This is a genomic window from Photobacterium nomapromontoriensis (assembly GCF_050336815.1).
In the GTDB taxonomy this organism is placed as follows: Bacteria; Pseudomonadota; Gammaproteobacteria; order Enterobacterales; family Vibrionaceae; genus Photobacterium; species Photobacterium nomapromontoriensis.
On record NZ_JAKJSL010000029.1, the window covers coordinates 98,164 to 124,015 of the forward strand.

Consider the following 25,852-nt stretch of genomic DNA (forward strand, 5'->3'; position numbering starts at 1 on the left):
CATCGGTGTGAAATAAGGTCGCTTTTGTCACAAGGCGCTTAATTCTTGCTCGAAAATATGTCTAAAATCTCAATTTAAAGTGTTCGTTGTTTCATATCTAGCATTTATGACAGCGGTGTGTCATTGTCAATTTGTTGACGCTTATTTGCTTAGCGTTACTGGATAAATGACAACCATTAACGTCTAACAGGAGAGATATTGTGCGATATTTCAAGGATGAACTATTTAATTATCTTCACGAATTTGGTGAGTTTGAAAAACGCTCGATGTTTGGTGGTACGGGGATTTTCCTCAATGCTGCTATGTACGCGATTATTACTGATCGTGCTTTGTACCTGCGCGGTGGCGATGCTCTTGATGAGACGTTAATTTCACTGGGTTGTGAAAAATTCAGGCATATCAAGCGAAGCACAACTGCAGTCGTGAATTATTATGACATTACCGATATTTACCTTCAGAATCGTGATCAGTGTGCAGTGTTGGTGAAAGAGTCGATTGCCGTTTCTGTCACTGAAAAAGCATATAAATTATCTGATAAAAGCAAAAGAATCAGAGATTTACCTAATATGCGCTTAACGCTTGAACGCATGGTGAAAAAAGCGGGAATCCCTGATGTTACGAGTTTTGTTTCTTTAGGTGCTGTTGAGGTATACCGAAAAGTACGTCAGAGTCAGGGTAAAGACCTTGATGTTAAATTATTATGGATGTTTGCGGGTGCCATTGATGGTTGTCATTGGACATTGTTGAAAGACGATCACAAAGAACGCTTATTACAAGGTCTGGAATAATTCTGGCAACATTTTTTTCCTTTCAAAAAAGCCACCGACTACCCGGTGGCTTTTTTTATGCTACTAAATAGACACAGAAATCGCATATCAGGCTTGCTTGGGTATATGATATGCACATCATTTTATTATATTGAACAACTTATGCGACTTCCTCACCTGACAGGCTCGGTACTCTCTGGACTGCATTGTTTTCTTATTGCCGCCGATCAAATGAGTTTTACGCGGGCTGCAGAGCTATTGTGCCTCACTCAAAGTGCAGTAAGCCATAAAATTAAGAACCTTGAAACCTCCTTAGGTGTGACTCTGTTTATTCGTCAGCCTCGTAAGCTGATTTTGACGGATGAAGGAAAACGACTGAAGGATGTTATTGCACATAATTTTGGTGATATCGCGAATGAACTGCGGGATCTGAAAACGTTGGAGCTTAGTGGTGACTTGAATGTGTCTGTTCCGCCTACCTTTGGCCAACGTTGGCTTGTGCCGAGATTGAAAAGCTTTATTGAAAAATACCCCGCTTTACGATTCCACCTGCGTACTCGTAATGAACTAGTGGATTTTCAGACTGAGTCATTTGATTGCGCCATCTATTTTGGTGATGGTAAATATAATGGCTTACATGCGGTGAAACTCATGGATGAAAGCATGATTCCGGTATGTAGTCGTGATTATGCGGCAAAGCATGGCCTGTTTGGTAACCCGGCGAAGCTGGCTTCTTGTATGCTATTACATGATGCCGCACCGTGGGCAAGGGCTGGGCGAAATGATGAGTGGCAGTACTGGGCACAACAAAGTGGAGCGACATTACCAGAGGCGGGCTGTACGTTTGACCGAGCAGATTTAGCCCTTCAGGCCGCGGAGCGGGGGATTGGGGTAGCGATGGGACGCGCGTCTTTTATTGCTGAACAGGTTGCTTCTGGCCGTTTGGTGACACCTTTTACGTTGGCGGTAGCATCACCACAAAATTATTATCTGGTTTGTCGCAAAGAAATGGCGACGTCGCCTCGCGTAAAGGCCTTCATTGACTGGTTGGATGAAATCAAATACTGATTTGTAATAGGTATTCGTACTTCGGGTATTGCCTACAAAAAAGCCCCTGTATAAGCAGGGGCATGATATTTACTTTTTAGCGTCGGTAGATAGACCGGTATTAAAATTTAAAGCGGGTGGTGATCATGATCTGATCGTCATAAACATCGTTAAAGCGACCCGTAACACCGATAGAGAATAGCTCGGTAGCATGGAAACGACCGTAGATACTACCAATGGTTTTTTCATGGCTATCAATGTTTAGATGACCAATTTGACCGCCGACTTCAAGCTGTGGACCTAACCATTGACGGATGCCAAGGTTAACTTCCATACCCATTTTACCGGCTGAACTGTCAAAGCAACTTTTGTTTTTAACGTTACGGGCTTTTAGTTCACCAGTAATGTCTGCCCAGTTGTTAATTGGGGCATGAAAACCCACACCGAGAGCGAGATCCCAATCATTATCAAATTCTGTATCAACGCTACCAATGATATGGGCATTAGGATGAATAGATTTGCTGAAGCCCGCGCCATAAGTTAGCGGGCTAATACCAATGCGCGCCTCGGCATAGTCGTAACTGAAGTTACTCATAGTCGATTGGCTGCTAGCAGCATGAGCTGGTGAAATTGACGCCAGGATCAGACCTGAGGCAAGAAGTGTTTTACGCATGACAATTAGTCCGAGGGCTAAAAATAATTGTCATATTTTAATGGACAATGTTGCCGAAGCATAGATTTTTACCGGACTTTCTTGTCTTTAAATCTACTCATCGATGGGTAATTCAGCAAAAATCACATGATAACGTGATCTTTGCCAAAATAATGCAGGTAGTGATGATAATTTGTGGTCTACAGGGCCTATTGGATCAACTCGTTACCAGAATGCTTGCCTTGGTCAAATAAGGTAATGTTGTTGAGTGTCGTGTCAGCAATGTTGGCCAACGCCTCTTCCGTCAAGAATGCCTGATGACCAGTAAATAGCACGTTATGGCAGGCTGATAAGCGACGGAAAACATCATCTTTAATTACATCATTAGATTTATCTTCGAAAAATAGGTCTTGCTCGTTTTCGTAGACATCAATCCCCAACGATCCAATCTTGCTGCTTTTGAGTGCCTCAATGGCATCTTTGGAATTCAGTAGTTCGCCACGACTGGTATTGATGATCATTACGCCATCACGCATTTTGGCAAACGATTGAACATTAAGCATATGGTGATTTTGCTCTGTCATTGGACAGTGCAGAGTGATCACATCGGCTTGTTGGTAAATATCATCCAGACTGGTGTAAGTGACACCAAGGCTAGTGGCAAGCGGGTTTTCGTAGGGGTCGTAAGCCAGTATATTCATGCCAAGCCCCTTGAGTATGCGGATAGTGGCGATACCAATTCTACCAGTGCCGATCACCCCAACCGTTTTGCCATGAAAGTTGAATCCCGTTAATCCTTCCAGAGAAAAGTTAGCATCACGGGTGCGCTGATAAGCACGGTGAATACGGCGGTTTAAGCTTAGCATCAGACCAATGGTGTGTTCGGCAATGGCTTCTGGTGAGTAGGCGGGTACACGAACCACCTGTATATTTAAATCCCGTGCAGCGTCTAGATCTACTTTATCAAATCCGGCACAGCGCATGGCAATGATTTTAATTCCACAAGCAGCCAATTTTTCAAGCACTGGACGACTCAGATCATCATTAACAAAGGCGCAGACCACATCATAGCCATTTGCCATTTTCGCGGTTTGTTGAGTGAGGTGAAAATCATAGAACTCCAGCGAATGTTGGTAGTGCTGGTTGATGAGTTCAAAAGCGTTTTGATCGTATTTTTTTGAGCTGAAGACTGCAACTTTCATCGTTCACCTTCTCGGGTTGACTATCCGCAACGTAATGCTTTGGATGAGTGTAACTGATTTACTGATATTTATGTGATCAAGTTAACACTTTTGTCGTACCCCGAAAAGGTTTGTATGACAAATATTTTGTTGAGATTTGTAACCGTTAGATATCTGATAGACTCAATCGTCGGTCACTCAGTGCTTGCATCAGTCGCTCGGCATCTAAGATTTGGATCCATGGCATGAGCTCTTGCTCGGTATTAATGATAAACGTGGTTAATTGCTCAATGACAACTTGCTTGAGTTGTTCGCCATCCCAAGGTTTAGATATGTAGTAATCAAGGCTGGCGTTATTGACGGCCTCAACGGTTTCTTCTAATCCGGCTTGACCGGTGAGTAATATTTTACGAGCCTGAGTGGTTTCCTCTTGATGTTTCAGCTCGATCAAGAAATCAATACCGGTTTCGCCTGGCATAATATGATCGCAGAGGATCAATGCGAGCGGGGTGTGATCGGTAATCGCATCCGCCAGTACTTCTTTGGCCTCGGCAACAGACTCAGCAGCCTCGATAACAAAATGCGTGTCTAACGCGCTGAGATCATTGATGACGCTATCAAGTACTTCGCGTTCGTCATCAACGCAGAGAATGAGAAATTTTTTCATTAGGTCTCCTTAATGGACGGCATTCAGGGGCAGAGTGACGATCATCTGAGTAAACTTTCCTGGTTCTGATTTTACAGAGATGGTGCCATTATGCTGGTGGATGATCTGCTGACAAACCGATAGCCCGATCCCCAGCCCGAAATTGCCTTCTCGTTTGGTGGTGTAGTTAAGTTCAAAGATCTTTTTTTGCTGCTCGGGAGGGATCCCCTTGCCATTATCGGTTACTGCGACTTCTATCGCGCGTTGTCCGTGTATACCTTGCGTGACTAAACGGGTAGAAACACGAATTTCCCCTGGCTCGTCAATGGCATCAAGGGCATTAGAAATTAAGTTAGTCCAGACTTGTTGTAGCGCAATCGGCTGACAATAGAGATGGGGGAGAGGGCTGTATTCTTTGATCACTCGGTGGCGTTTTAACTTGTTTTCGAAGATCACCAAGGTATCTTCAATCCCTTCATGGATATCAACGCTGTGGACCGATTCATCATCTTGTCGAGCATAACTTTTTAGGCTTTTGACTAAATCGGCAATCCGCTGGGCACAGACATTGATCGAACGGAGAAAGTTACCTGTTTGGTAGTAATTATCCCATTCAGCCAGTATCGTGTTTAACTCTTTTTTCTGTGGCAACAGCCAATTATTTAAATGCTCGGGATCATCAATGCCCATTTGCACTATTTTTCGCGCAAATTGACGATCACCGATGGCTGCCGTTAGTTCTTTGGCGCGCTGTCGGGTTTCTGATGTCGATAAAGGGCGAGATAGCATGGCTTGCTGCATGATCGCGTTGCCGCGCGTTTGATTGACATGATCCAATGGCGTGTCGGTGATTTTGCCAATGGTCTGTTTTAGGGTGTCGCTGCCACGTAAAATTGCTGCAATGGGGTTGTTGAGCTCATGAGCAACGCCTGCGACGAGTTGGCCGAGCATCGCCATCTTTTCTTTTTCAACCAGCTGGTGGTGGGCATCATCAAGCGATTTGAGTGTCTGCTGTAGCTGTAATTCGGTCTGAATACTGCCTTTGAGTCGACGGTTAAAGTTACGTAGCAGAAGGTTAGTGAACAGCGGGAGAAGTTCACTGCGTGAATTCATGACTTTATTGAACAAGGAACGATTGAGTTTAATGACTTCGGTTTTGCTCAGTGTTACCCCTGTCGAGAAAGATGGCTCACCGGAAATAAATGACATGCCCCCGACAAGGTGACCTGGTCCGGCCCGTACCACTTCATGTCGACATCCGTGCTCATCCTCTTTGTACAGCGCCACTTCGCCTTGGGTGATAAACCACAAGAAGTTATTTGCATCACCTTCGTGAGTCAGGATGTGGTTTTCGCGATAACTACGGCAAGCTTTATCTTCATCATTACCAGCAAAAAAATCATGGAGGGCATCAGTGAGTTGACGGGCCAGCGTTGCGTCATCAAGAGTATGACTGTCTTGAATGAAACCGGAGCGAAAGCGAGACATCTGTCGCTCTATGTGAGCATTTAAAATGCGCCGATGATCGAGCAGTTGGCTGTAACGCAGCCAGTCTTCATCAGGGTGCTTTAGAATAAAGTTAGACAGCTCTTTAACCAGTAATTGATTGAATTCCTGTGGATCCCATGGCTTGGTGAGGCAGTAGTGGAGCCTGCCTTCATTGACTGCCTGCATGATCACATCGAGCTGGGGTTTATCGTTAAGAAGAACGGAGCGAGTCTGCTGACTGGCCGGATATTGGGCAAGTGAAATCAAAAAATCCACCCCATTATCGGCACCAAGATCGTTATCACAGATCACCATTGCAATCCGTTGGTTATGGTTGGTGATGTCATTGAGGATCGCATTGGCTTCAACGATGCTATACGCATTGTAGATATCAAATAATCCGGCAAAAGGGGCCAGATCTTGATTTAGCCGTTCGACCACTTCGGGATCATCATCAAGACAGACAATCGCAAAACTATTCACCCATCTATCCTTTTTGTTCACTGGCAGGCGGCATAAGTGTATAGGTAATTGACAATTGAGACTGAGAGGCTGATTGCAAAGTCTTTTTTCAGCTATATGAATACCTTATATGCCGGATTTCGCTTATCAAACAAACGGCTCAAGCAATGTGAAGGTACTCGTTTTAGCGTTGAGAACTTGAATCAGTCAGTATCCCGTTTTTTGAGATAACGGGCTTCAGATTGTTATTGATAAACAGGTTGTTCAGAAAGCTGTGATAAACTCAGTTTTTATTTTCAGAACTAGGGCTTAAGGATAATGTTGAAGAAAATTGGTGCGGTTGGTGGCGCAGTGGCGCTTGCCCTTTGTTGGCCTTTCGCTACGGGACAAATTGGCGAACGGATCTATCTTGATACTCTAGGCCAATATAGCAACCCGTATATGGCTGTTACCAATGAAAGCTATCAGCGTGGTTATCTGAGTTCTGAGGTTGTTTCCCGAGTTGAGCTAAAAGATGAACTGAAGTTTATTTTTGAAGATGAAGGTTTACCGACTACTTGGTACATCAAGCACCATGTTCGTCATGGTTTCGTCGGCGTGAGTTCAAACAGTGAAGTGATTATTGATGAAAAACTTAAACCGATAGTGACAAAATTGTGGGGTGCAGATGTTGCTCCAGTGACATTTACTTCGTATACCGCACTGACGCGTGCCTCGGATTTTACTTTCAGAATAAACCCAGTTAAGGCCGCCGATATTAATGGTACCAGTGTGGACTTTACGGCATTGACGATGGAAGGCAAGGTTGATGCCGATGGAGCCGGTGAGTTTCATTATCAATTGCCTTCAGCAACGTTGACCACCGTAGCACGAGAAGAAATGGTGCTTAAAGGGTTAAATGGTGGCGGTAAGGGTTACCTTGATGGGCAATTTTGGATTGGGAATCAAGATTTCAATCTTGCAAGCGTGAGCTTCAACGATCTTTCAACCAGCCAAGGTGTTGATGTACAAGATATTACCATGGGAATGAATAATGTTTTGATACAAACCAATCCCGAGGATCCGGCTGAATCCGTTTTGAATAATTCAAATTATATTCAAGTGGGTAAGCTGACGGCTTTGGATGGTCGAGACTACAGTGGCATTAATTTTCAGATGGCATTTTCAGATTTAAATTATTCTGCGATTAGCCATTTGGGAACCCTTTCTGAGACGGCGAATCAACCGCTAACAGCACAGCAGGCTAAGGAAGCATCTGCCGCTCTGGATCAACTTGTTTCGAAAGGGCTGGCTTTTGCTATTACTAATTTTAGTGTCACGACACCTGAGGGTGAGGTGACCAGCAACCTTTCTTTAGCCATCGCGCCGGGAATAGAACGTATTTCTGAAAATATCGCCCAGATTGCAGAAAAAATGGGGGGTGAAATCAACCTTAGTCTGCCCGTTGAGCTTGTAGAGTCGTCACCGCTTTTGAGTGAGCGTGTCGCAATGCTTGAGCAGAACAGTCTTGTAGAGCGTGACGCGACGCATTACCGTCTGAATATGAAGATAGAAGGTGATAAGGTTGTGTTAGCCTCTGGGGATCAATTGCCATTGGCGATGCTGTTTATGCTCTTTATGTAATCATTGTGTAGAGTGAAAAATTGAATCGGTAGATTTTTCACTGTTTACATGAAATGAGCAGAAAAGCCCCTCAAGTCTATGATTATCAACGGTAAGAGTCATAGACTTGAGGGGCTTTTAAATTGGTATCGTTTATTGATTATAGTTTTTGAATGGAATGTGCATCAATTTGCGTGCTGGTCCATTCACTGTCGACTTCACCACGAATGACTATGTTATCTTGTGGAGATATATCCTGTCCCATCCAAGCTTCATGTTCAATTTCAACCTGAATTTCGCCAGTACTGTCTTTGAATATATAAACTTCATTCCCTAACGATTGGGTAATATTGCCAGTCAGTACGACAAAGCTGTCATCTTTAGCATTGAGTGCATCATGAACCGTGCTAATTGATTTTACTTCTGGGCCATTAAATGCCGCGAATGCTGAGCCAGAAATCAGCAGTAAGGCCGAGATCGTGATTGCTTTTTTCATCTTGCGCATTCCATAACTCACTTTAGAAGTAATACGTTGAACCAATATTGAATGATGTCGTATTTGAGTAGCTATCTATTTGATATTTAACGTTTGCACCCAGAGTTAAGTGAGGGAAAATTTCATATTCACTACCGACAGAGACAAGAGCGCCTACTTCATTTAACTTGTGTGAAGTATGGAATAAGGTCTTATCCATCTCAATGTCATCATTTGTAATAAGTTCTAGTTCTTCAGATTTTCCTTGGCTTGCTTTGTATTGAGTATATGTCAGGCCCGCTTTAAATTTAGTGGTCCACTTATCACTCAAGGCATAGGTAAATACTGGAGCAAGAGAGATTTGCTTGGCTTTAATAGACGCATCCCAGTCCATTTCGTGGTGGAATGCTTGACCATCAATAATTTTTTGTCCGAGATATTTTGATGAGCCATCGCTTAATTCATATTGGCTATAACCTAATTCTAGCGCCCATGATTCGTTGAATGAGTAACCAATAAATGCACTGGCAATACCATCATCCAGATCAGGGCTTAAATTAACGCTGTCAGCTTTAAATGTACTGTTGAAATCAGAGCTAGAGGTTCCCATACCAAACTCAACACCAACATAAGGGGCCGCGGTAGCAGAGAATGAGCATGTGAGAAGTAGACTGATAAGGGCTTTATTCATAATTCTTTGGTCTTTTAGTTATGTGATGGGGGAATTTTGCGTGAAGAGGTGTGAAGGAATCGTGAAGAAATAAATAAAAGTGGCATGGTAATTGTTTTGATATGAGATGGAATGAATTTAAATTCAATGATCTATAATTAAAATGTTGATTTTAATGTTTTTTATTTGTGTTAGCCACTGGGTTAGACATACGGTTCCAATCTGGTTATTTTTTATTTTCCCGTTATTCCGTATGTTTAATAGTCAGTAGCTATTGATAAAATTGCCAAATCCAATTTAGTAATTTTAAAGAAATGGACGACACTTAGATCAAAGGAGGTCACCTCTGCGAGGTATGGCTGAGTATTAATATGATGACCAGAAATAGAAATGAAAACGATCAATTAGCTGTTTCTGGAATGAATAATTGATTTAGGGGGATGCATGGAGTCATTAAAAGTTAAAGATTATATGAATGTTCGCCCAGTGACATTTGAACCCGCCATGTCGCTATCTCAAGCGCTGGACAAACTGCTTTCGTCGAAGCAAATAGGTGGTCCGGTTGTGGATGAAATGCGAAAAGTCGTCGGGTTTATCTCGGAACAAGATATGATCCACAAACTGCTCAAAGTGGGGTACCACTGTCAGGATACTCATAATGTGGGTGAATGTATGCGGGCTGATGTACTTACGGTGTCTCCGGAAGATTCAATTATTGAACTGGCAGATACAATGGCGGGTCAGAAGCCTAAAATATATCCGGTCATTGAAAATGATCGCTTGGTTGGGGTGATCACGCGCCGTGATGTGCTTACTGCGATCAGTAATCAGATAGGCGATTGCTTTAAGCATCCGGTATAAGTGACACACATCTCAATATGTGAATAATGAAAATACGGATATTGACGCGCCTCCAATCGTTGGGAAATCAATGATTGGGGGTTTTTCATGTGTACGATTTCAATCGTTAGAAGCACGTATCAGAATAAATATTTTTCTAATACTTTCACTGGTTTATTGATCTACTTCTGGGAAATTATCGGTTTGGCAGCGCAGAATACATCGAGAAAAATTATCCTGTCTGCGCATTAGCTTGTTGCGGGCAGAAAGCCCTGTTGCTGCTGCTTTTATCCCTCCTTATGGCATTCCTTGGGACAAATGCAGCAATAGGCACCTGTTTTTTGTATTTAAGGGAATAATGCCAACATGCGCCAATACTTAAGGTACATTGTACCTGTCCTCATACCGCTTATTGTTTTATTGTTGCCGAGCTCGGCATTTCCAGTAGAAGGATTGACTGTCATCCAGCAACGGGTGATTGCTATATTCTTGCTGGCTGCACTGTGCTGGGTTCTTGAGCCTATTCCGATTTATGCGACCTCTGTGGTCATTATTGTGTTGGAATTATTACTGCTGTCGAATAAGGGGCTGTACCTGTTCCGGAGTGCGGAAGGGCAGCCACACTTTGGTGAGTTGCTGAATTACAGCGATATCATGGCGACGTTTGCCAGTCCGATTATCATGCTGTTCCTCGGTGGCTTCTTTTTGGCAATGGCAGCAACAAAATACCGACTTGACGTCAACCTTGCCCGGGTATTATTGCGTCCTTTTGGCACTCAGCCTAAATATGTGATGTTTGGCTTAATGCTGATCACCGCTATTTTCTCTATGTTTATGTCTAATACCGCAACCACCGCCATGATGCTATCTATTTTAGCACCGGTTATTGCGTTGTTTGGCGCGAAAGACCCTGGGAAAATTGCCTTCGCATTATGTGTGCCTGTTGCCGCGAATATCGGGGGGATTGGTACCCCAATTGGTACGCCACCCAATGCGATTGCGTTGAAGTACCTGACCGATGATAATATGATCACCTTCGGTGAATGGATGTTTTTCGGTGTGCCGTTTGTTGCGGTAATGCTGGTGTTTGCGTGGGGATTGATCAATGCATTGTATCCCGCCAAGCAAGAGAAAATTGAACTTACCATCAAAGGTAAATTCTTGAAGACGCCAAAAGCCATCACGGTTTATATCACGTTTGGTTTAACGATTCTGCTATGGTTAATGGGCTCATCACACGGCATGAACTCATATACCGTGGCGCTGATCCCAGTCGCCGTTTTCTCTCTCACAGGCATCATTAACAAGGAAGATTTGAAGAAGATTTCCTGGGATGTACTGTGGCTGGTCTCTGGTGGTATCGCATTGGGCCTTGCATTGGACCAAACCGGTCTTGCAAAGCTAATGGTACACAGTATTCCATTTGATAGTTACTCACCTTATGTGGTTCTGGGTGGTGCGGCATTGCTATGTTTACTGATGGCGAATTTTATGTCCCATACGGCGACTGCGAACTTGTTAATGCCAATCATGGCGGCGTTAGGGACCTCAATGGCGTCACTGGTACCGTTGGGTGGCGAAATTACCTTGATCCTGGTGGTAACATTTGCCGCGTCACTGGGGATGTCATTGCCGATCAGTACCCCGCCTAATGCGTTGGCACATGCCACTGGCCATGTGGAAAGTAACCAGATGGTACGGGTTGGGGTCATTGTAGGTGTAGTCGGTGTGTTATTGAGTTTCGTTATGATCTGGCTTTTACACATGATTGGACATATTTAAGCGTATGCCAATGCATCAACCAAAAGCCATGCAGCGTATTGTCGATGTCTATTTTCGAGACTCTACCCGCTCTCACAGCGTGAAAGCGGGTACTCAGGTGCTGGTACAGGATGGCTATAATGACAAACTGTACTGGGTTAAAAAAGGCGAGCTTTCTGGATATATCAATAGCGAGAGTCATGAGCTGACAGCCAAAGTGTTTCGGGTTGAGCAAGGGATGTTTTTTGGCGTCCACAGTTTTTTTGCTCAGACATTGATGGCATCAACCACGGTGATTGCTGAAAAAGACAGTGAGCTGGCCTGGATTGACCTTGATACTAAAGCGGTCGAGCCTGAGATTTATGGTTCGCTTAGTGAGCAGTTTATGCCAGTCATGGTGCATGAATTGGCACAGCGCCAGATGCTAACCGGGTTAGAAGCGCTGGAAAAAGAAAAAGCGTTGCAGAAACTCTACGCCGCTGAACAGATGACCACATTAGGTCAACTGGCAGCAGGGATCGCGCATGAACTCAATAATGCTGTCGGCGTGCTCAGCAGTAAAACAGAAAGCCTGCAGAACGGGATTTGTTGTTTACTGGAAGAGATCAAGCCGCAGGTGAGTCCGTTTATCGACCTCGGGATTTGTACTGGCCAAACCGCGACATCTGCCGAGGTCCGTCAACGAGCAAAAGAGCTGCAGCAAGCGCTTAATCTCGGGCGTGATCAAGCGCGGCAACTGGCGAGGGCTCTACCGGACGGAGAGGTACCTGACTATTGGTTAGTGGATCTGGATACGGCGTTGCAGTACTGGGATATGGGGCGGGATCTTCATGATATGCGGTTAGCCGCTATGCATGCCACCAGTATCGTTCGCTCAGTCAAACAGCTTGGCGGAACCGATACCGCTCGCCAGCCAGATGTCGATATCAATGATACGATTCATAAATCATTGTCATTGTTACAGAGTAATTTACGTCGGGTAAACGTGGTACTGAGCCCGGCAGTTTTACCGACGATTACCGCCAGCACTACCGAGCTGGTGCAAGTGTGGGTGAATATTATCAAGAATGCTTGTGATGCAATGGAGCAGACTGAGCATCCGCAAATTGAGATTATCACCCGTTACTCGAAAAACCGTTTGTTGATCACCATTAGCAATAACGGACCCGTAATTGATGAGGTAACACGGCGAAAAGTGTTTCAGCCCAACTTCACCACCAAGAAAGGTGGTTTGTCGTTTGGCCTCGGGCTGGGGCTATCTATCGTGCAGCGGATCGTACATAGCTACGGCGGTACCATTGCGCTGAAAAGTGATTCAGATAAAACCAAATTTCGTATTAAACTGCCAATCGCGTAAGGGATGGTTATGGACAAACTAAATATCATCTGTGTGGATGATCAGAGGGAAGTACTGAGCGCTGTATTGAAAGATCTGTCTGCTCTGAATGAATTTTTTCATGTGGAAGACTGTGAATCAGCAGATGAAGCACTTGAGCTGATGGATGAGTTGGATGCGGAGGGGGAGTATATTGCTCTGGTCATTTCTGATCACGTCATGCCGGGTAAGACCGGGGTTGAATTGCTGACAGAAATTTCACAAGATGCGCGTTTTATCAAAACCAAGAAGGTATTACTGACGGGACAAGCGACTCACCAAGATACGATCTCGGCCATTAACCGTGCCCGTATTGAGAGCTATTTTGAAAAGCCGTGGAAGGCTGATACGCTACTGTTAACGGCTCGTAGCCTGATCACTGAATATATTTTTGATATGGGATTAGACTACCAACCATGGATGGACATTCTCGACAACAGTGTCGTATTCCGTCGGTTAAGCTGAGCGATCGCTTCATACTGATAATGCAGGCTTCGGCCTGCATTTATGCCGCCACAATATTGTTTCTTACTAGCCCTCGTTTCACATTCTTGCACAGCTTGCCAAAGCGATTGATTTCATCAAAGTTCGGCGTTGTACCTCGCTGAATGGCATGTTCCCAATACGACACTTCGGTTTCCACAATTTCCATGAGTTTTTTAGGGCAACCAATACAGCTGTTGTCTGGCCCGCATACAAAAGTATCAGCATCATAGAGTGGCAGCTCGTGCTTTACTTGTTCGATGATCTGCAACATCGCGGTTGATCTGTCTGGTTTACGGTTCATTACTGTTACATCTATCTATAAAGGCCGGTGATTATAAGAGCCTGATTAGTGATGTCCAGTGGTGAGCGATGTTTTGCACTGTGTCGGATTTTTGACGGTTTGTGCTACGCATTATTCTAGTGAGACGATATACTCTTTCTTGCATTAATAAAGATTGATATCATTTTGATTTGTATATTAATTATCGCTATTTTTAATAGCGCAGTTACTCGTATCACGTGTACGTTTTGGTTTACTGTTTATCATTTTTATAGGAGAGGCAGGTTGAAAGTATTTTTATTGCTCATATTTTGTATTCATTTCAGTGTGTATGCTAACGCCACTACAAGCAAACAAATTAACCTTATATTAGATAATAATACGGTTATCGGTAAATATACCGTATCTGTTGAGTCCCTGAACATAAGAGAATCACCCAGTATGAATGCCGCCATTTCTGGTCGATTAAAGCAAGGAGATCATGTTTTCGTGCTGTCATCAAAAAATAACTGGCGAATGATTCAGGTAAATAAAACATTTGGTTGGGTAAGTGCACGTCATCTTTCATTCTATCAATAAGTTAGGACTTACAAACGCTGTGGTGGTGTGAATAGACATTTTTCGAACCAATAACAGACCATTTTGATCAGGTACTGCCATCGGTGGAGATCTCGCTCGCAACGGATTTTGGCACATTCATGGAAGCGCAACAGAAATCATACGCGTCGTGCGGAAACAACACATTCTTGCATATAATCCTACATTCATTGCAAACGCGATAAAATGATTAAATATGAAATAAAAGTATGATTTTTAGTGCGTTGTTGCCGTAATCGATACTTATTAGTATGAGAAATAAATGATGAAGTTAGACTAGTATCAAAGCTTAATATTGAAATATTGGGTGGTTAGAGATGAAGAATATGCCTAAGCGTGCTTTAGTAGTTGAGGGTGGAGCCATGCGTGGTATTTTTGCCACCGGTGTGCTGGATGCTTTTCTTGAGCAAGATTATAACCCTTATGATTTTACGATTGGTGTATCTGCCGGTTCAATGGTTCTCATTGGATACCTGTGTAAAAATCATAAACGGAATTATCATGTTATCACTGAATATGCGAGGAGTAAGGAGTTTATTGATTATTACCGTTTTGCTAAAGGTGGAAGTTTAATTGATATTGATTGGCTTTGGGCTGAAAGTATAAATAATTTACCTTTAGAGTTAGATAAATACGAAAGCCAAGGCATCCCACTCTATGCGACAACAACCAATGTTGCGACAGGTGATGCTGATTATATTGAGGTCAACCGTCATAACTTAAAGAGTATTATGATGGCAACTTGTGCATTACCCATTGTTTATCGTAACTTCCCTAAAGTAAATGGTATCGCGATGAGTGATGGTGGTATCGCAGATCCTATCCCTGTCATTGAAGCTTATCATCGAGGTGCGAGAGATATTACGGTGATTTTATCGCATGCACAGGCTGATTTAATTCATAGCCATCAGGTTCCGTGGTTAACGCGTAAGATATTTAAAACAACGCCGGTGTTTGGTCAAGAATTTCTTACAAAAGAAGATCGTTATAATAAAGCATTATTCTTTATTCGTAATCCACCTAAAGATTGTCGCATAACCGCAATTGTACCCAATAACAAATTTAAAATTAAACGGTTAACCCGTGACGTGCAAAAATTAGAGGCTGGTTATGAGCAAGGACGGCAAGCAGGATTGAAATTGGTAAAGGAGAGTAAATTATAATCCGGATTCATAGTTGATTTACATATTGATGGGGGATGCTATTGGTGTGCACTGATCATGATGTTGTACTCGTCATCCTGCCGTCATCGTTATACAAAAGCATGTAAAGTTGTGATTTCTTCTTGACCTTAGACTTAGCTCCAAGGTTTATAGTTTACTCAGTGATGAGAACAATCACTGTCAACAACAAGGAGAATGGCCATGTGTGCCCAGTGCAATAATAAAAAACTACACGTTCATACCGCGCAACCGACCAGTACCTCAACAGCGTCAGTAACCGTTGAGCATAATCATGCTGAGAGCTGTTGTGCATCGGTAAGTTGTCAACACGAAGCAACTGCTCACTCACCGTCTCAGGAGCGTGAATATGCCGATGATGATGATCCTGCTTCCGTCCAGCCTACCGGGTTTACAGTGAATAAAATCACTTCCGCAGAGGCTGCTCATTCAGATTCTTGCTGTAGTGCTTCTTCCGGTAGCTGTTCCGCTGCGACATCAATGAGTGATGAGGCAGAAAAAGCACCCGCACCGGGAAGTTACAGCGCAACCTTAAGCTGGAAAGTCGACGGCATGGATTGTCCAAGCTGCGCCAGTAAGCTGGAAAAAGCCATATCAGCCATAGATGGTGTTGTTTCGGCGAAAGTGATGTTTGCAACTGAAAAATTAGTGGTGCATTGCCAGTCAAAATCCTTGGCTGATGAGATCATAGCCAAGACGAAACAAGCTGGGTTTAGCCTTCTGGCGGTTAATCAAAAAAACGAGCCAGCGAGTGGTCAAAGTTTTATCAAGGATCATTTGTCTGTGATTATGATCACAGCAATGATGGTTGTGTCATTTCTACTTAGTAAACAATCAGAAATTTTAGGGCTGGCGGCATTCACGGCGACGACGATTGTGGGTTTATTTCCGATTGTCCGTAAGGCCGTAATCTTAGCCAAGAGTGGCTCACCATTTTCCATTGAAACCTTAATGAGCATTGCTGCAATTGGTGCATTGTACTTAGGGGAAACCGCAGAAGCGGCGATGGTATTGCTATTGTTTTTAATTGGTGAGCAGCTTGAAGGCTATGCTGCTGCAAAAGCGCGTAGTGGGGTGAAATCCCTGATGGCACTGGTACCGGAAGAAGCCAGCTTGGTGATGCCTGACGGCAGTAAGAAGATCGTTCCTGCCAGTGAATTACAACAGGGTGACATCATTGAAGTGGCGCCGGGTGGACGCCTTCCTGCTGACGTTGAACTGTTAGATGCCGCGGCCAGTTTTGATGAAAGTGCATTAACTGGGGAGTCCGTACCGGTTGAGCATTTGGTCGGTGAACAAATCATGGCTGGTGCCTTGGCCGCCGATAAGGTTGTCCGCTTGCGGATCATTTCTGAGCAGGGCGACAACGCAATTGATCGTATTTTACACCTGATTGAAGATGCAGAATCACGTAAGGCACCGCTAGAGCGATTTGTTGACCGCTTTAGCCGTTGGTATACCCCGGCGATGATTGTGTTGGCCGCCTTGGTTGTTGTCATTCCACCGTTGTTCTTTGGTCAAGCGTGGGATGAATGGTTGTATAAAGGGTTAACGTTACTACTTATTGCTTGCCCATGTGCCTTGGTGATTTCAATTCCGGCTGCCATAACCTCTGGCTTAGCGGCGGCAACCCGTCGTGGCGCATTGATCAAAGGTGGCGCGGCATTAGAGCAACTTGGGCATATCGAAACTGTCGCATTTGATAAAACGGGTACCCTGACTGAAGGCAAGCCAGTCATGACCGACATCGTCAGTTGGGACGGTGATGAAGATCGTCTGTTACGTCAGTCGGCAGCGGTTGAAATGGGATCTGCTCATCCATTGGCTCAAGCTGTGGTAAATGCGGCAGTGGCTCGTGGGTTAACCGTTATCGAGGCTGCAGAGCGCCAAGCTTTGCCTGGGCGTGGTATTCAAGGTGAGATTGATGGTGACAGTGTGATGCTGGTGGCGGCTGATCGCTTACCGCATGGCATTGAACTCAGCGAGTCTCAGGCGTCACAAGCGTTCTGCTTGGAAGATGAAGGCAAGACGTTAGTGGTTGCGCTACGTAACCAAGTGCCTGTGGGCTTGATTGCATGGCGGGATAATTTACGTCCAGACAGTGCCAAAGCAGTAAAAGCGCTTAAAGCGATGGGGATCCATTCGGTGATGCTAACGGGTGACAACCCACGCGCTGCCGCTGCGATAGCAAAAGAAATAGGCATTGCTTTTGAAGCGGGTTTGCTGCCAGAAGACAAAGTTAAACATGTTGAACAGGCCAATCAAAATGCTAAGGTGGCGATGGTCGGTGACGGTATTAATGATGCCCCTGCGATGAAAACGGCCTCTATTGGTATCGCGATGGGCGGCGGGACCGATGTGGCACTAGAAACGGCGGATGCTGCGCTGACACATAACCGGGTTTCTGAGCTACCGATGATGATTGCTTTATCGAAAGCCACATTGGCCAATATCCGTCAGAACATTGCGCTGTCTTTGGGCCTGAAAGTCGTCTTTTTGGTGACGACTTTACTGGGTATGACAGGCTTGTGGGTTGCGGTGTTAGCCGACAGTGGTGCCACCGCACTGGTGACCTTAAACGCCCTGCGTTTATTGAAGTTCAACCACAAAGAGTGATCCCGTTGCGGGATACCGAGTTAGAACATAATTAAGGCAAAGAGCACCTCCGGGTGCTCTTTGTGTATGCAGTCATAGTAGAATAAAAAGCTAATCAGGGGAGTACAAACCAATATGGTAAGTTTTTTTTGCTTTAATTCCAAAAGGATCAGGGGTCTTAGTTTTACCTTAGCTATATTGTTCTCGTCGTTTACCGTTGCAAGTGAAACGATAGACGTCGCGGATGAGTATCGCTCACTGACAATGGTGTTTGAGTCTGCCTATTTATCTGGTGAATATAGCAAAGCTCGAGACGCTGTATTATTACAGCTGGATATGGATCCGAGTGATTCTCTCGCTTTTTTAAGGCTAGCGCTTTCAATTGATGATTCTTGTCATGAAGTGAAACCATATTACAGTCAATATGGTTCGGATGTACCTGAAGGTATAACACATATAGCGAAAATGATTATTAACAAAAAATGTGGAATTATACTGAAATAAGCGGTGATACCTGATAATCACATAGCGGGAGTTGCCTCCCGCTTATATGTTGTATTTGGGTGGTAAAGCCAGAAAATTCACCTCGCACCTACCAATTCATCCTGCTATTTTGGTGGTGATTGAGCCTGCTTATTGAACGAAAGTCTCGCGGTGACAGTTCAGTATGACGACGGAAAAATTTGGCCAGATTGGTCGCTTCTTCAAAGCCAAGGCGTATCGCAATATCACCAATAGACAAGGCGCTGTAGGCTAAAAGCCGTTTAGCTTCCAGCAGTATGCGATCGTCTATCATTTCTTTGGCACTTTTTCCGGTTTGCTGTTTGGCTAAGCTACACAGTTTCTTGCTTGAGCAGCCAAGTAGGTTTGCGTAATCTGTCACATGCCGATGCTGAGGAAAATGCTGTTCTACCGCCAGACGAAAACGACTAAACAAGCCATTTTCATTCGATAAACTCGGTGTGATTTGCTTGAGATTGCAGCGATATATCCGGTGGATCAAACGACGTAGCAGACAACGTAACATATCATTTCGGTGTGGATGCCGGCTTTGAAACTCGCTATATAGTTCATTAAAGTCCTCAATGAGCCCTGGTGCAGCGGTATGATTTGTGTTTTCAAATAAACTGATGACATCATGTTTGAAACAATCATCAGGGCCACCAAAAACCATATTGTCGGTGAACGTCATGACATAGCCATCACTGTCATCATTTAATAAAAAATGATGTATCTGATGACGAGAAACCAAAAACAGGCTTCCGGGGCGATAACGATAAGGTTTGGAATCGATAACATGTTGCCCCTCTCCCTGATTAATATAAATCATCGAATAGAAATCAAGCCGATGGGGGATGGTTAATGGAAATCGATCTTTTTCGGCAAAGAGGGCACGCAGTGGACGAAGGGTCATTTCAACCGGATTGCTGTCCTGACAATTAAAAGCGATACGCTGAATGGCACTAAGAGGCATGCTGATTACGTTTTATCATGATTGACGGCTAACTATATGTCGCAATGGAATTTAGTTGTTGATTTAAAATAGCTTTTATAACATCGGGGCGTAGTATTACGCCCCGTTTTTGTTAAAGTGTGAAACACGGCACAGTTTACCTGATCACCAGCCTTCTGCTTTTGATGTTTCAGCATTGAGCTCAGCCAGACGTTTGTAGTCTATCTCGGCGGGTATCACGACAGGGGCTTTGGTACTGGTTCGTAGCACCCGATAAACGGCATTTTGTTCAGATTGAGCATTAAGTGCGAAAGCCGTTTGGCCAATGTGCGCCAGAATTAATCCTGTTGCGATAATAAAAAATAAAATAGAGAGTTTATCGCGCATGAGGACGCTCCTTTTTCACGGGGCGTTTTTTCTTAGTGAGTGATTTTCCCCACTGCTTTAACGCACGTACCAATGCCATGGTTTGGGTGATTGGGCATAGGCTTTGACACCAGGGCTTGTGTACAAATAGAGAGGTCAATACAACTGTTATCGTGAGGGCAAACAACAGTGGTCCTCCGATCATATTGAAGGCCATCCCGAAGGGTTCAAAACTGAATGACGACGGGCTTCGGAAATAAAGGCCGCATGCCAACGCAATTGTCACCAATATCCGAGGTAGCCATATGATGGTCGGGTGATTTGATTTACAGGCTTTCGCTTTGTTGATCTTTCCAATGCACTCTTGCATCGCACCAAACGGACACACGGTATTGCAGTACACGTTTTTATTTGAAAACAGTAAATAACTAAGGGTGATCAGCAACAGCATGAGTGAGGTGTAACTGGCGACACCGTCGAGCCAAAAACCATTCAGTACAAACCCCACAGTGCCAAGACCAAACGGAACGGCAGCATAGAACCCCAGCATGATCAGTGACGTCGCCATCACGATACGTCTGCCTGCGACTTTCCATTTAAAGCCTGGGCGGTTGAGAGCAATCGCGGCAAGAAATAAGATCAGTGCCAGCCCGTCCATCCACTTTGGCAGGGTTATCCCTGTGGAGGGCTGCAAGGGAATATCACGGTCTAGGCCCTCGCGTGCGCTGTGCTGACTGCCAGTGATAATGGCAGTTTGGAGCGCATCACTGGTCAGGGTTGCCCCGGAAATGGCATCAATACGCGCCATTTTCTCTGCATCGGTATCAAGAAACTGATCAACAAAACCGCTATCAGTGACCTGTCGCAGATAGGATGCCGTTTCAGCACTGGTCGTAATGGCTATCCCGCTGATCTTGCCTTCTTCATCAAGTGCTGTCACCACATCGAGTGGTCCACCATAACCAACTGCGGTCGATATTGTTAGCCATGCAGTTGGTGTGGCGGTGTTTTGCGTGCTTGCTTGCCACAAGTTTTCCCCTGCCGCGGTATAGGTCAGCCCTGATCCGGTTGCTTGCGACAGGGTTTGCTGAATACTCGCATCTTGGCGTAGTCCGCCAAAGAACCAAGCGAGTACTAAAATCATCACGGTTGCGATGATAGCAAGCTTTTCTTGCTGATCCCTTTTTAGGCGCATACATCACTCTCCGTAGATACGTCTACGTGGTTAACACTCTGGGTGGCAATGTTGGCATGAGAGCGGATAACGGCAATGTGCTCATCATATTGCTCTGTTGCTTTAGGATGCATTCCTTGTAAAAAGTAGTAACAGCGCTCAGCTTCAGCATAACGTTGCAGGGCAAACAAACATTCGAACTCAAGCGCACAGCTTTGCACGTTATAAGGCTCAATGATTTTTAGTTTGGCTAAGTCTTGCAGCGCCAGTTGGTATTGGCTGATCCCAACCAAGCATTCGGCTCGGGCAAGGAATAACCCAATTTCATCCGGCATTTTCTCAAGGGCTTGATTGAGGTATTGGGCGGCAGTTTCCAGTTGACCTTGCGCTTTGGCGGTCAGGCCAAGGGTTTTATAGAGCTCTGCATGTGGTTCACCTAAGGTAAGTGCATGCTCTAACGCGGTTTGCGCTTGCAACAGGCTTCCGAGGGAGAGGTAGCATTTTCCGAGAGCAATCCATGATCCGGCAAAGGCCGGGGATAGCTCACAGGCTTTTTCAAAGCAGGTAACCGCTTCGTCGAAATTCTCTAATTGATACAGACAGACCCCTTTATTATGCCAAGGACCAGGAAGGGTTGGCTGCTTGCTGATCACATGATCAAAGGCATCTAACGCATCGGCATGTCGACCGAGACGGAGGTATTCACCAGCAAGATGAAAATACGGTGTATGATCATCGGGATTGCTGGCCGAGAGAGCAAGGTAGCATGAAATGGCGGCTTCTGGCTGGCCGAGGGCGGACAGTGCTTTTCCTCTTAATAGGTCAAGCGCAGGTGCATCTTCGGTTTGCTGCCCGCGTCCGATGCAGGTAAGGGCCGACTCGGGTAGGCCAAGTTGGATCAATCCGGTCAGGAATGCTTTTTGGCTCTCTGCGCTGAGACCATTGGTGCCCAGGCCATCAAATCCGGTGTGGTCGAGCCAAAGGTTGATCTCTGTTTGTAGCGCTTGATGTTCGATCCAGCCATAAAGGGCGGCAGGCTCTTCGCCATTGAGCGTATTTACACGATGACTGAGCAATAGTTTCGCCTGTTCACTTACCGCAAGGGTCAAGGCATCAATGTCGAGCGGAGAAGATAAAGTATGCTCACAAAGTCGGGAAAGATCGGCAATTTGATCACAGGTTTGTTGCGATAACATGGTTGTATTCTCATAGCTCGGCCCTATTGCCGCACGCGCAGCGATAGGGCCGATAGTCATATCAAGATGCGGAAGTGTGCTGACGGTCGCGCAGCCAGAACAGCAGGCGGCCAATACCGAAGCCAGCAATAACGAGGGCTGTACCGACAACACCAAGGAAATACCAGCCAGCATTCCCTTCATTTTCACCCAGTAAAGTAAAGGCACCAGCAATGGTTAGTAGGAATGATGCCCACCATCCACCCACCAGCAACCATTTGGCAGGGTTCATGTTAAGTTTAAATTCAGACGCCCAGTAACTGGCGTTCTGGAAAAGAAAAACTTGTGTAGCACCCATCACCATCCAAAATAGAGGATCGAGTATCGTGGCTTGTGGAAACATTAGATTCCCTCCCAGTTGCCGTCATATTGCCAAGTCTTATCAACCTTAAAGAAGTTCTCGGTACGCATCCACTCTGGTGGCTGGTGGTAGCCTGCCATGTGGCCGCCATTCCAGTCGCCGTGGTAGTCTTCGGCTTCAGGGTAATAGAACATATTGTGCTGCATTGCCAGCAGCGCCTTACGGGTTACGCCCGTTTTATCTCGTGGATCGGCTTCACGAACAATGGTGTGGATCCAGTTGTTTTTACGGGTATAAGGGCAGACTGAAATACAGGCCCGGCATCCCATCCCCATTGCGGTTGGGCCACTCATCCACATCCGGTAGCAGCTATCTTGGTTGAAGTCATAACGCTTAAAGCCACGGATCACTGTATCGGGTTTATCGGAGAGTGAGATAGATCCTGACGGGCAGCTGGTTGCACAAATTTTGCAATCTTGGCAGAAGTGCTGCATCCCAAGATCAACAGGTTTGTCATGCTCAAGGTCGATATCAGTTACAAGTGCAGCCAAACGAATATTGGTACCCAGTTCTGGGGTCATCAAGGTACCGTTACGGCTGGCTTCACCCAAACCGGCTAATACGCCTAGCGGCGGAATAGTCATCTCATAGTCATTACCCGGCACCTGACAGCGTGAGCCATAGCCCAGTTCACCAAGGAATATCTGCAGCTTACCAATCGCGAGACGGCACTTGTGATAGGCATCATATGACGTGGAATAACCGATAGCGGAATACATCGGATCCCAGTTCATTGGGATACCAATTACAATGATGGATTTCCAATGTGCGGGCACTTCTTCACCCCAGCTATCCACACCACGCATCATGTTTTTAAAGATGAACTCTTTATGTACACTGGTAATCCCTACCAAGCTGGCACCAAATTGGTGGGCCATGGTTTTAACTAGCTCTGAAGCGTGCTGAGGAGATTTGAACTCCAGCTTTTTACGGGTTGGGTCAACAAAGTAATAGTCGGCCACTTCGGGTGGACCTTCTGGTTTCTTTGGAAACTGGATAGGAAAATCGTGTGTCCCGTAGGCTGCTTTTTCGTGGGCACAGTCATAGGCCCAGCCGATGGCAAACTGATCCCGAATGCGTTCAATGTTAGCTTTACGCAGCTCATTTTCACGGAATGCACGGAGCATTTCATCGAAACGATCGGGCATATCGCGGTAATAGTCACGGATACGTTCGTCAGGGAAGGTTGATAATCCCATATCAGGTGTCCAGCCTTCAGCGAATGCATTGCGGAAACAGCCAGTACGGTTAAATAGGTGAGAGGCCCACTCCGGGCGCTCGATCGGGCCTACTTTACGAAATGTTGGCGGGTAATCAACACGGAATGAATCGCGGTTAAAGAACATGTCTTTACCTTCTTCCGTGCGTCCCCATCCGACATAGCTGTCAGGGTCGCGACCAAGCTGGAAGCCTGCACCCACTGCACCCGCTACCGATGCAGCAACGGCAGTCGCACCGCTAAATTTTAGAAAATTCCGTCGTGACGGATTGGCAACATTTCGAGATGCCTCATGTTTTTCGTGTGTCATCACGTTCGTCCATGGTTAACATTGTGCTCTATCGAGCAAAAATATGTCTTGATGGTGGCATTGTAATGATGGATAGAATGGTCAAAAGGTAGATTTCGGCCTTTATTGGGTAGAAAAGGGAGGGTTTGTTTAGCCAATGTTGCCAATTCCACAGAGAACAAAACCGATAAATGAGCCAAGAAGCGATAGCTCAACACTGAAACCAATAATGTGATAAGCCGCATGGGCAATCGATTTATAGTGATACCTGTCACACTATTGTGAAACATGAAAATTAATGTTTTTGTATTTATGTGACGATAGTCACCCAAAGCAGTAAGGCAATGAGCTATCGTTAACGGGTGTTTTATAAATACTTTTTTACTTTACGTGTTGAAAAGTACTTTTAAAACAATGGGTAAATAGCCGTATTCCTCAAATGTCCCTAGCGTGCGGCAATAACAAAAAGGATATCATTATGTCTGACAACAAAGTTTTCCATTTAGGTGTGAATAAAGCCGATCTTAACGGCGCAGAGCTTGCCATTATTCCAGGTGATCCAGCACGTGTAGAAAAGATCGCCAACCTAATGGATAATCCTGAATTCCTAGCCAGTGCACGCGAGTACACCGTGTACCGTGCCAAGTTAGATGGTAAATCTGTTGTTGTTTGTTCAACGGGTATCGGTGGTCCATCAACGTCTATTGCCGTTGAAGAGCTCGCTCAGCTAGGTGTTCATACATTCCTACGTGTTGGAACAACAGGTGCAATTCAGCCAAACATCAATGTTGGCGATATGATTGTTACAACTGGTTCAGTACGTCTAGATGGTGCCAGCCTTCACTTTGCACCATTGGAATTCCCAGCGGTCGCTGACTTTAACGTAGCAACAGCCTTGAAAGCGGCCTGTGATGCCGACGGTGCAACCGTACATACCGGTGTAACAGCATCTAGCGATACTTTCTACCCAGGTCAAGAGCGTTATGACACATTCTCAGGCCGTGTAGTACGTCGTTTCCAAGGCTCAATGAAAGAATGGCAAGAAATGGGCGTGCTGAATTTTGAAATGGAATCAGCAACCCTGCTAACCATGTGTGCAAGTTCAGGCTTACGTCTACGCGCAGGTTGTGTAGCCGGTGTGATCATCAACCGTACCCAGAAAGAGATCCCAGATCACGCGACGTTGAAAGAGACGGAAGCGCGTTCTATTAAGGTGGTGGTTGACGCTGCTCGCCGTATGCTTGCGGAATAAATTCTGGTTATTGAGCTCGTTAACTGCGTTGGAAGTGCTCATTGATTATTATCAACTCCGCGCTTCCGCCTTGTTCTCGAGCTCAATTCCTGCGAATTAAGTGATGAAGCCAGCCATTGCGCTGGTTTTTTTGTTTGCCCAGCGAAGCTGGCAAACCCGTCAGGTTGCAAGAAACCTGAATCACCCCGACTGAGGGGAAGATAATCCGAATCGCAAGGGCGTTGCTGGCCAACGGCAGGGTCTGAAGGAAGCGATAGGAAGTTAACAGTACACAACGAAAGTGAACCTGATTCGGCAGTCTAGGTGGGTAAGCGTGCAAAATAGCGCAAAGCCCCATACTCAGTCAGACCTATGCTGTGCTTGAGGGTGGAATTGTTAACAGGGAGCCAGTGCAGTAA

24 protein-coding genes are annotated in these 25,852 nt (G+C 45.2%); 11 read left to right on the forward strand and 13 right to left on the reverse strand.

What is annotated here, in order from left to right:
• The first annotated feature begins 200 nt into the window (after positions 1-200).
• Positions 201-788 (forward strand): TfoX/Sxy family DNA transformation protein, encoded by a 588-nt coding sequence (locus L4D12_RS12675; RefSeq protein WP_428448206.1) that lies wholly within the window; start codon positions 201-203, stop codon positions 786-788.
• Between the two features lie 141 nt (positions 789-929).
• Positions 930-1,835 carry a DNA-binding transcriptional regulator DsdC gene (dsdC, locus tag L4D12_RS12680; RefSeq protein ID WP_428448207.1) on the forward strand — a complete coding sequence of 302 codons (906 nt, stop codon included), beginning with the start codon at positions 930-932 and terminating at the stop codon, positions 1,833-1,835.
• A 100-nt stretch (positions 1,836-1,935) separates the two neighbouring features.
• On the opposite strand, the gene L4D12_RS12685 is transcribed toward dsdC, so the two are convergent.
• The 4 genes from L4D12_RS12685 to L4D12_RS12700 all read right to left on the reverse strand — a co-directional run bounded on the left by L4D12_RS12685 (position 1,936) and on the right by L4D12_RS12700 (position 6,264).
• Complete coding sequence (locus L4D12_RS12685; protein WP_428448208.1) at positions 1,936-2,487, reverse strand: hypothetical protein; 552 nt, start codon at positions 2,485-2,487, stop codon at positions 1,936-1,938.
• 188 nt (positions 2,488-2,675) lie between these two features.
• Positions 2,676-3,668, reverse strand: a complete 993-nt coding sequence (locus L4D12_RS12690; protein WP_428448209.1) for a 2-hydroxyacid dehydrogenase — start codon at positions 3,666-3,668, stop codon at positions 2,676-2,678.
• 145 nt (positions 3,669-3,813) lie between these two features.
• Positions 3,814-4,314, reverse strand: coding sequence for a response regulator (locus tag L4D12_RS12695; protein ID WP_428448210.1), 501 nt, complete (start codon positions 4,312-4,314; stop codon positions 3,814-3,816).
• Between the two features lie 9 nt (positions 4,315-4,323).
• A complete protein-coding gene (locus tag L4D12_RS12700; RefSeq protein ID WP_428448211.1) occupies positions 4,324-6,264 on the reverse strand; it encodes an ATP-binding protein in 1,941 nt (646 codons plus the stop codon).
• 297 nt (positions 6,265-6,561) lie between these two features.
• Here L4D12_RS12700 and L4D12_RS12705 point away from each other — a divergent pair, with 297 nt between their 5' ends.
• The gene (locus tag L4D12_RS12705; RefSeq protein ID WP_428448212.1) at positions 6,562-7,866 is read left to right on the forward strand and encodes a DUF945 family protein; all 1,305 of its coding nucleotides are present in this window, start codon (positions 6,562-6,564) and stop codon (positions 7,864-7,866) included.
• Between the two features lie 139 nt (positions 7,867-8,005).
• Here L4D12_RS12705 and L4D12_RS12710 read toward each other — a convergent pair whose 3' ends face one another.
• A complete protein-coding gene (locus L4D12_RS12710) occupies positions 8,006-8,341 on the reverse strand; it encodes a YgiW/YdeI family stress tolerance OB fold protein (protein ID WP_428448213.1) in 336 nt (111 codons plus the stop codon).
• Positions 8,342-8,363: 22 nt separating this feature from the next.
• Positions 8,364-9,011: an AcfA family outer membrane beta-barrel protein gene (locus tag L4D12_RS12715; protein WP_428448214.1), complete on the reverse strand. Its 648-nt coding sequence runs from the start codon at positions 9,009-9,011 to the stop codon at positions 8,364-8,366.
• Positions 9,012-9,434: 423 nt separating this feature from the next.
• Here L4D12_RS12715 and L4D12_RS12720 point away from each other — a divergent pair, with 423 nt between their 5' ends.
• From L4D12_RS12720 to L4D12_RS12735, 4 genes are all read left to right on the forward strand, one after another.
• Positions 9,435-9,851: a CBS domain-containing protein gene (locus L4D12_RS12720; RefSeq protein ID WP_428448215.1), complete on the forward strand. Its 417-nt coding sequence runs from the start codon at positions 9,435-9,437 to the stop codon at positions 9,849-9,851.
• Between the two features lie 345 nt (positions 9,852-10,196).
• Positions 10,197-11,612: an SLC13 family permease gene (locus L4D12_RS12725; RefSeq protein ID WP_428448216.1), complete on the forward strand. Its 1,416-nt coding sequence runs from the start codon at positions 10,197-10,199 to the stop codon at positions 11,610-11,612.
• Between the two features lie 10 nt (positions 11,613-11,622).
• A complete protein-coding gene (locus L4D12_RS12730; protein ID WP_428448217.1) occupies positions 11,623-12,948 on the forward strand; it encodes an ATP-binding protein in 1,326 nt (441 codons plus the stop codon).
• A gap of 9 nt (positions 12,949-12,957) precedes the next feature.
• Positions 12,958-13,431 carry a response regulator gene (locus L4D12_RS12735; protein WP_428448218.1) on the forward strand — a complete coding sequence of 158 codons (474 nt, stop codon included), beginning with the start codon at positions 12,958-12,960 and terminating at the stop codon, positions 13,429-13,431.
• Positions 13,432-13,471: 40 nt separating this feature from the next.
• Here the strand turns inward: L4D12_RS12735 and L4D12_RS12740 are convergent, their stop codons facing one another.
• Complete coding sequence (locus L4D12_RS12740; protein ID WP_428448219.1) at positions 13,472-13,753, reverse strand: hypothetical protein; 282 nt, start codon at positions 13,751-13,753, stop codon at positions 13,472-13,474.
• Between the two features lie 264 nt (positions 13,754-14,017).
• Here L4D12_RS12740 and L4D12_RS12745 point away from each other — a divergent pair, with 264 nt between their 5' ends.
• The 3 genes from L4D12_RS12745 to L4D12_RS12755 all read left to right on the forward strand — a co-directional run bounded on the left by L4D12_RS12745 (position 14,018) and on the right by L4D12_RS12755 (position 18,126).
• Complete coding sequence (locus L4D12_RS12745; protein ID WP_428448220.1) at positions 14,018-14,311, forward strand: SH3 domain-containing protein; 294 nt, start codon at positions 14,018-14,020, stop codon at positions 14,309-14,311.
• Positions 14,312-14,655: 344 nt separating this feature from the next.
• Positions 14,656-15,492 (forward strand): patatin-like phospholipase family protein, encoded by an 837-nt coding sequence (locus L4D12_RS12750; RefSeq protein ID WP_428448232.1) that lies wholly within the window; start codon positions 14,656-14,658, stop codon positions 15,490-15,492.
• Between the two features lie 201 nt (positions 15,493-15,693).
• Positions 15,694-18,126 carry a zinc/cadmium/mercury/lead-transporting ATPase gene (locus tag L4D12_RS12755; RefSeq protein ID WP_428448221.1) on the forward strand — a complete coding sequence of 811 codons (2,433 nt, stop codon included), beginning with the start codon at positions 15,694-15,696 and terminating at the stop codon, positions 18,124-18,126.
• A 571-nt stretch (positions 18,127-18,697) separates the two neighbouring features.
• Here the strand turns inward: L4D12_RS12755 and L4D12_RS12760 are convergent.
• The 6 genes from L4D12_RS12760 to L4D12_RS12785 all read right to left on the reverse strand — a co-directional run bounded on the left by L4D12_RS12760 (position 18,698) and on the right by L4D12_RS12785 (position 24,223).
• The gene (locus tag L4D12_RS12760; protein WP_428448222.1) at positions 18,698-19,579 is read right to left on the reverse strand and encodes an AraC family transcriptional regulator; all 882 of its coding nucleotides are present in this window, start codon (positions 19,577-19,579) and stop codon (positions 18,698-18,700) included.
• A gap of 144 nt (positions 19,580-19,723) precedes the next feature.
• Positions 19,724-19,945, reverse strand: coding sequence for a hypothetical protein (locus tag L4D12_RS12765; RefSeq protein ID WP_428448223.1), 222 nt, complete (start codon positions 19,943-19,945; stop codon positions 19,724-19,726).
• A complete protein-coding gene (locus tag L4D12_RS12770; RefSeq protein WP_428448224.1) occupies positions 19,935-21,119 on the reverse strand; it encodes an FMN-binding protein in 1,185 nt (394 codons plus the stop codon). The genes L4D12_RS12765 and L4D12_RS12770 overlap by 11 nt, the downstream gene beginning before the upstream one ends.
• Complete coding sequence (locus tag L4D12_RS12775; protein WP_428448233.1) at positions 21,110-22,468, reverse strand: tetratricopeptide repeat protein; 1,359 nt, start codon at positions 22,466-22,468, stop codon at positions 21,110-21,112. Before L4D12_RS12775 ends, L4D12_RS12770 begins: the two co-directional genes overlap by 10 nt.
• Positions 22,356-22,676: a hypothetical protein gene (locus L4D12_RS12780; RefSeq protein ID WP_428448225.1), complete on the reverse strand. Its 321-nt coding sequence runs from the start codon at positions 22,674-22,676 to the stop codon at positions 22,356-22,358. The genes L4D12_RS12775 and L4D12_RS12780 overlap by 113 nt, the downstream gene beginning before the upstream one ends.
• Positions 22,676-24,223, reverse strand: coding sequence for a 4Fe-4S dicluster domain-containing protein (locus L4D12_RS12785; protein WP_428448226.1), 1,548 nt, complete (start codon positions 24,221-24,223; stop codon positions 22,676-22,678). Before L4D12_RS12785 ends, L4D12_RS12780 begins: the two co-directional genes overlap by 1 nt.
• Positions 24,224-24,680: 457 nt before the next feature.
• On the opposite strand from L4D12_RS12785, the gene udp reads away from it, so the two are divergent.
• On the forward strand, positions 24,681-25,454 hold the full coding sequence (gene udp, locus L4D12_RS12790; protein WP_428448227.1) for a uridine phosphorylase: 774 nt from the start codon (positions 24,681-24,683) through the stop codon (positions 25,452-25,454).
• Positions 25,455-25,852: the final 398 nt, after the last annotated feature.

What these genes read in the sequence shown, in the direction of transcription:
- dsdC (WP_428448207.1), top strand. Translation starts at nt 930, where the DNA reads ATGCGACTTCCTCACCTGACAGGCTCGGTACTCTCTGGACTGCATTGT.
- L4D12_RS12685 (WP_428448208.1), bottom strand. Translation starts at nt 2,487, where the DNA reads ATGCGTAAAACACTTCTTGCCTCAGGTCTGATCCTGGCGTCAATTTCA.
- L4D12_RS12690 (WP_428448209.1), bottom strand. Translation starts at nt 3,668, where the DNA reads ATGAAAGTTGCAGTCTTCAGCTCAAAAAAATACGATCAAAACGCTTTT.
- L4D12_RS12695 (WP_428448210.1), bottom strand. Translation starts at nt 4,314, where the DNA reads ATGAAAAAATTTCTCATTCTCTGCGTTGATGACGAACGCGAAGTACTT.
- L4D12_RS12705 (WP_428448212.1), top strand. Translation starts at nt 6,562, where the DNA reads ATGTTGAAGAAAATTGGTGCGGTTGGTGGCGCAGTGGCGCTTGCCCTT.
- L4D12_RS12710 (WP_428448213.1), bottom strand. Translation starts at nt 8,341, where the DNA reads ATGAAAAAAGCAATCACGATCTCGGCCTTACTGCTGATTTCTGGCTCA.
- L4D12_RS12715 (WP_428448214.1), bottom strand. Translation starts at nt 9,011, where the DNA reads ATGAATAAAGCCCTTATCAGTCTACTTCTCACATGCTCATTCTCTGCT.
- L4D12_RS12720 (WP_428448215.1), top strand. Translation starts at nt 9,435, where the DNA reads ATGGAGTCATTAAAAGTTAAAGATTATATGAATGTTCGCCCAGTGACA.
- L4D12_RS12725 (WP_428448216.1), top strand. Translation starts at nt 10,197, where the DNA reads ATGCGCCAATACTTAAGGTACATTGTACCTGTCCTCATACCGCTTATT.
- L4D12_RS12730 (WP_428448217.1), top strand. Translation starts at nt 11,623, where the DNA reads ATGCATCAACCAAAAGCCATGCAGCGTATTGTCGATGTCTATTTTCGA.
- L4D12_RS12735 (WP_428448218.1), top strand. Translation starts at nt 12,958, where the DNA reads ATGGACAAACTAAATATCATCTGTGTGGATGATCAGAGGGAAGTACTG.
- L4D12_RS12740 (WP_428448219.1), bottom strand. Translation starts at nt 13,753, where the DNA reads ATGAACCGTAAACCAGACAGATCAACCGCGATGTTGCAGATCATCGAA.
- L4D12_RS12750 (WP_428448232.1), top strand. Translation starts at nt 14,656, where the DNA reads ATGCCTAAGCGTGCTTTAGTAGTTGAGGGTGGAGCCATGCGTGGTATT.
- L4D12_RS12755 (WP_428448221.1), top strand. Translation starts at nt 15,694, where the DNA reads ATGTGTGCCCAGTGCAATAATAAAAAACTACACGTTCATACCGCGCAA.
- L4D12_RS12760 (WP_428448222.1), bottom strand. Translation starts at nt 19,579, where the DNA reads ATGCCTCTTAGTGCCATTCAGCGTATCGCTTTTAATTGTCAGGACAGC.
- L4D12_RS12765 (WP_428448223.1), bottom strand. Translation starts at nt 19,945, where the DNA reads ATGCGCGATAAACTCTCTATTTTATTTTTTATTATCGCAACAGGATTA.
- L4D12_RS12770 (WP_428448224.1), bottom strand. Translation starts at nt 21,119, where the DNA reads ATGCGCCTAAAAAGGGATCAGCAAGAAAAGCTTGCTATCATCGCAACC.
- L4D12_RS12775 (WP_428448233.1), bottom strand. Translation starts at nt 22,468, where the DNA reads ATGCTGGCTGGTATTTCCTTGGTGTTGTCGGTACAGCCCTCGTTATTG.
- L4D12_RS12780 (WP_428448225.1), bottom strand. Translation starts at nt 22,676, where the DNA reads ATGTTTCCACAAGCCACGATACTCGATCCTCTATTTTGGATGGTGATG.
- L4D12_RS12785 (WP_428448226.1), bottom strand. Translation starts at nt 24,223, where the DNA reads ATGACACACGAAAAACATGAGGCATCTCGAAATGTTGCCAATCCGTCA.
- udp (WP_428448227.1), top strand. Translation starts at nt 24,681, where the DNA reads ATGTCTGACAACAAAGTTTTCCATTTAGGTGTGAATAAAGCCGATCTT.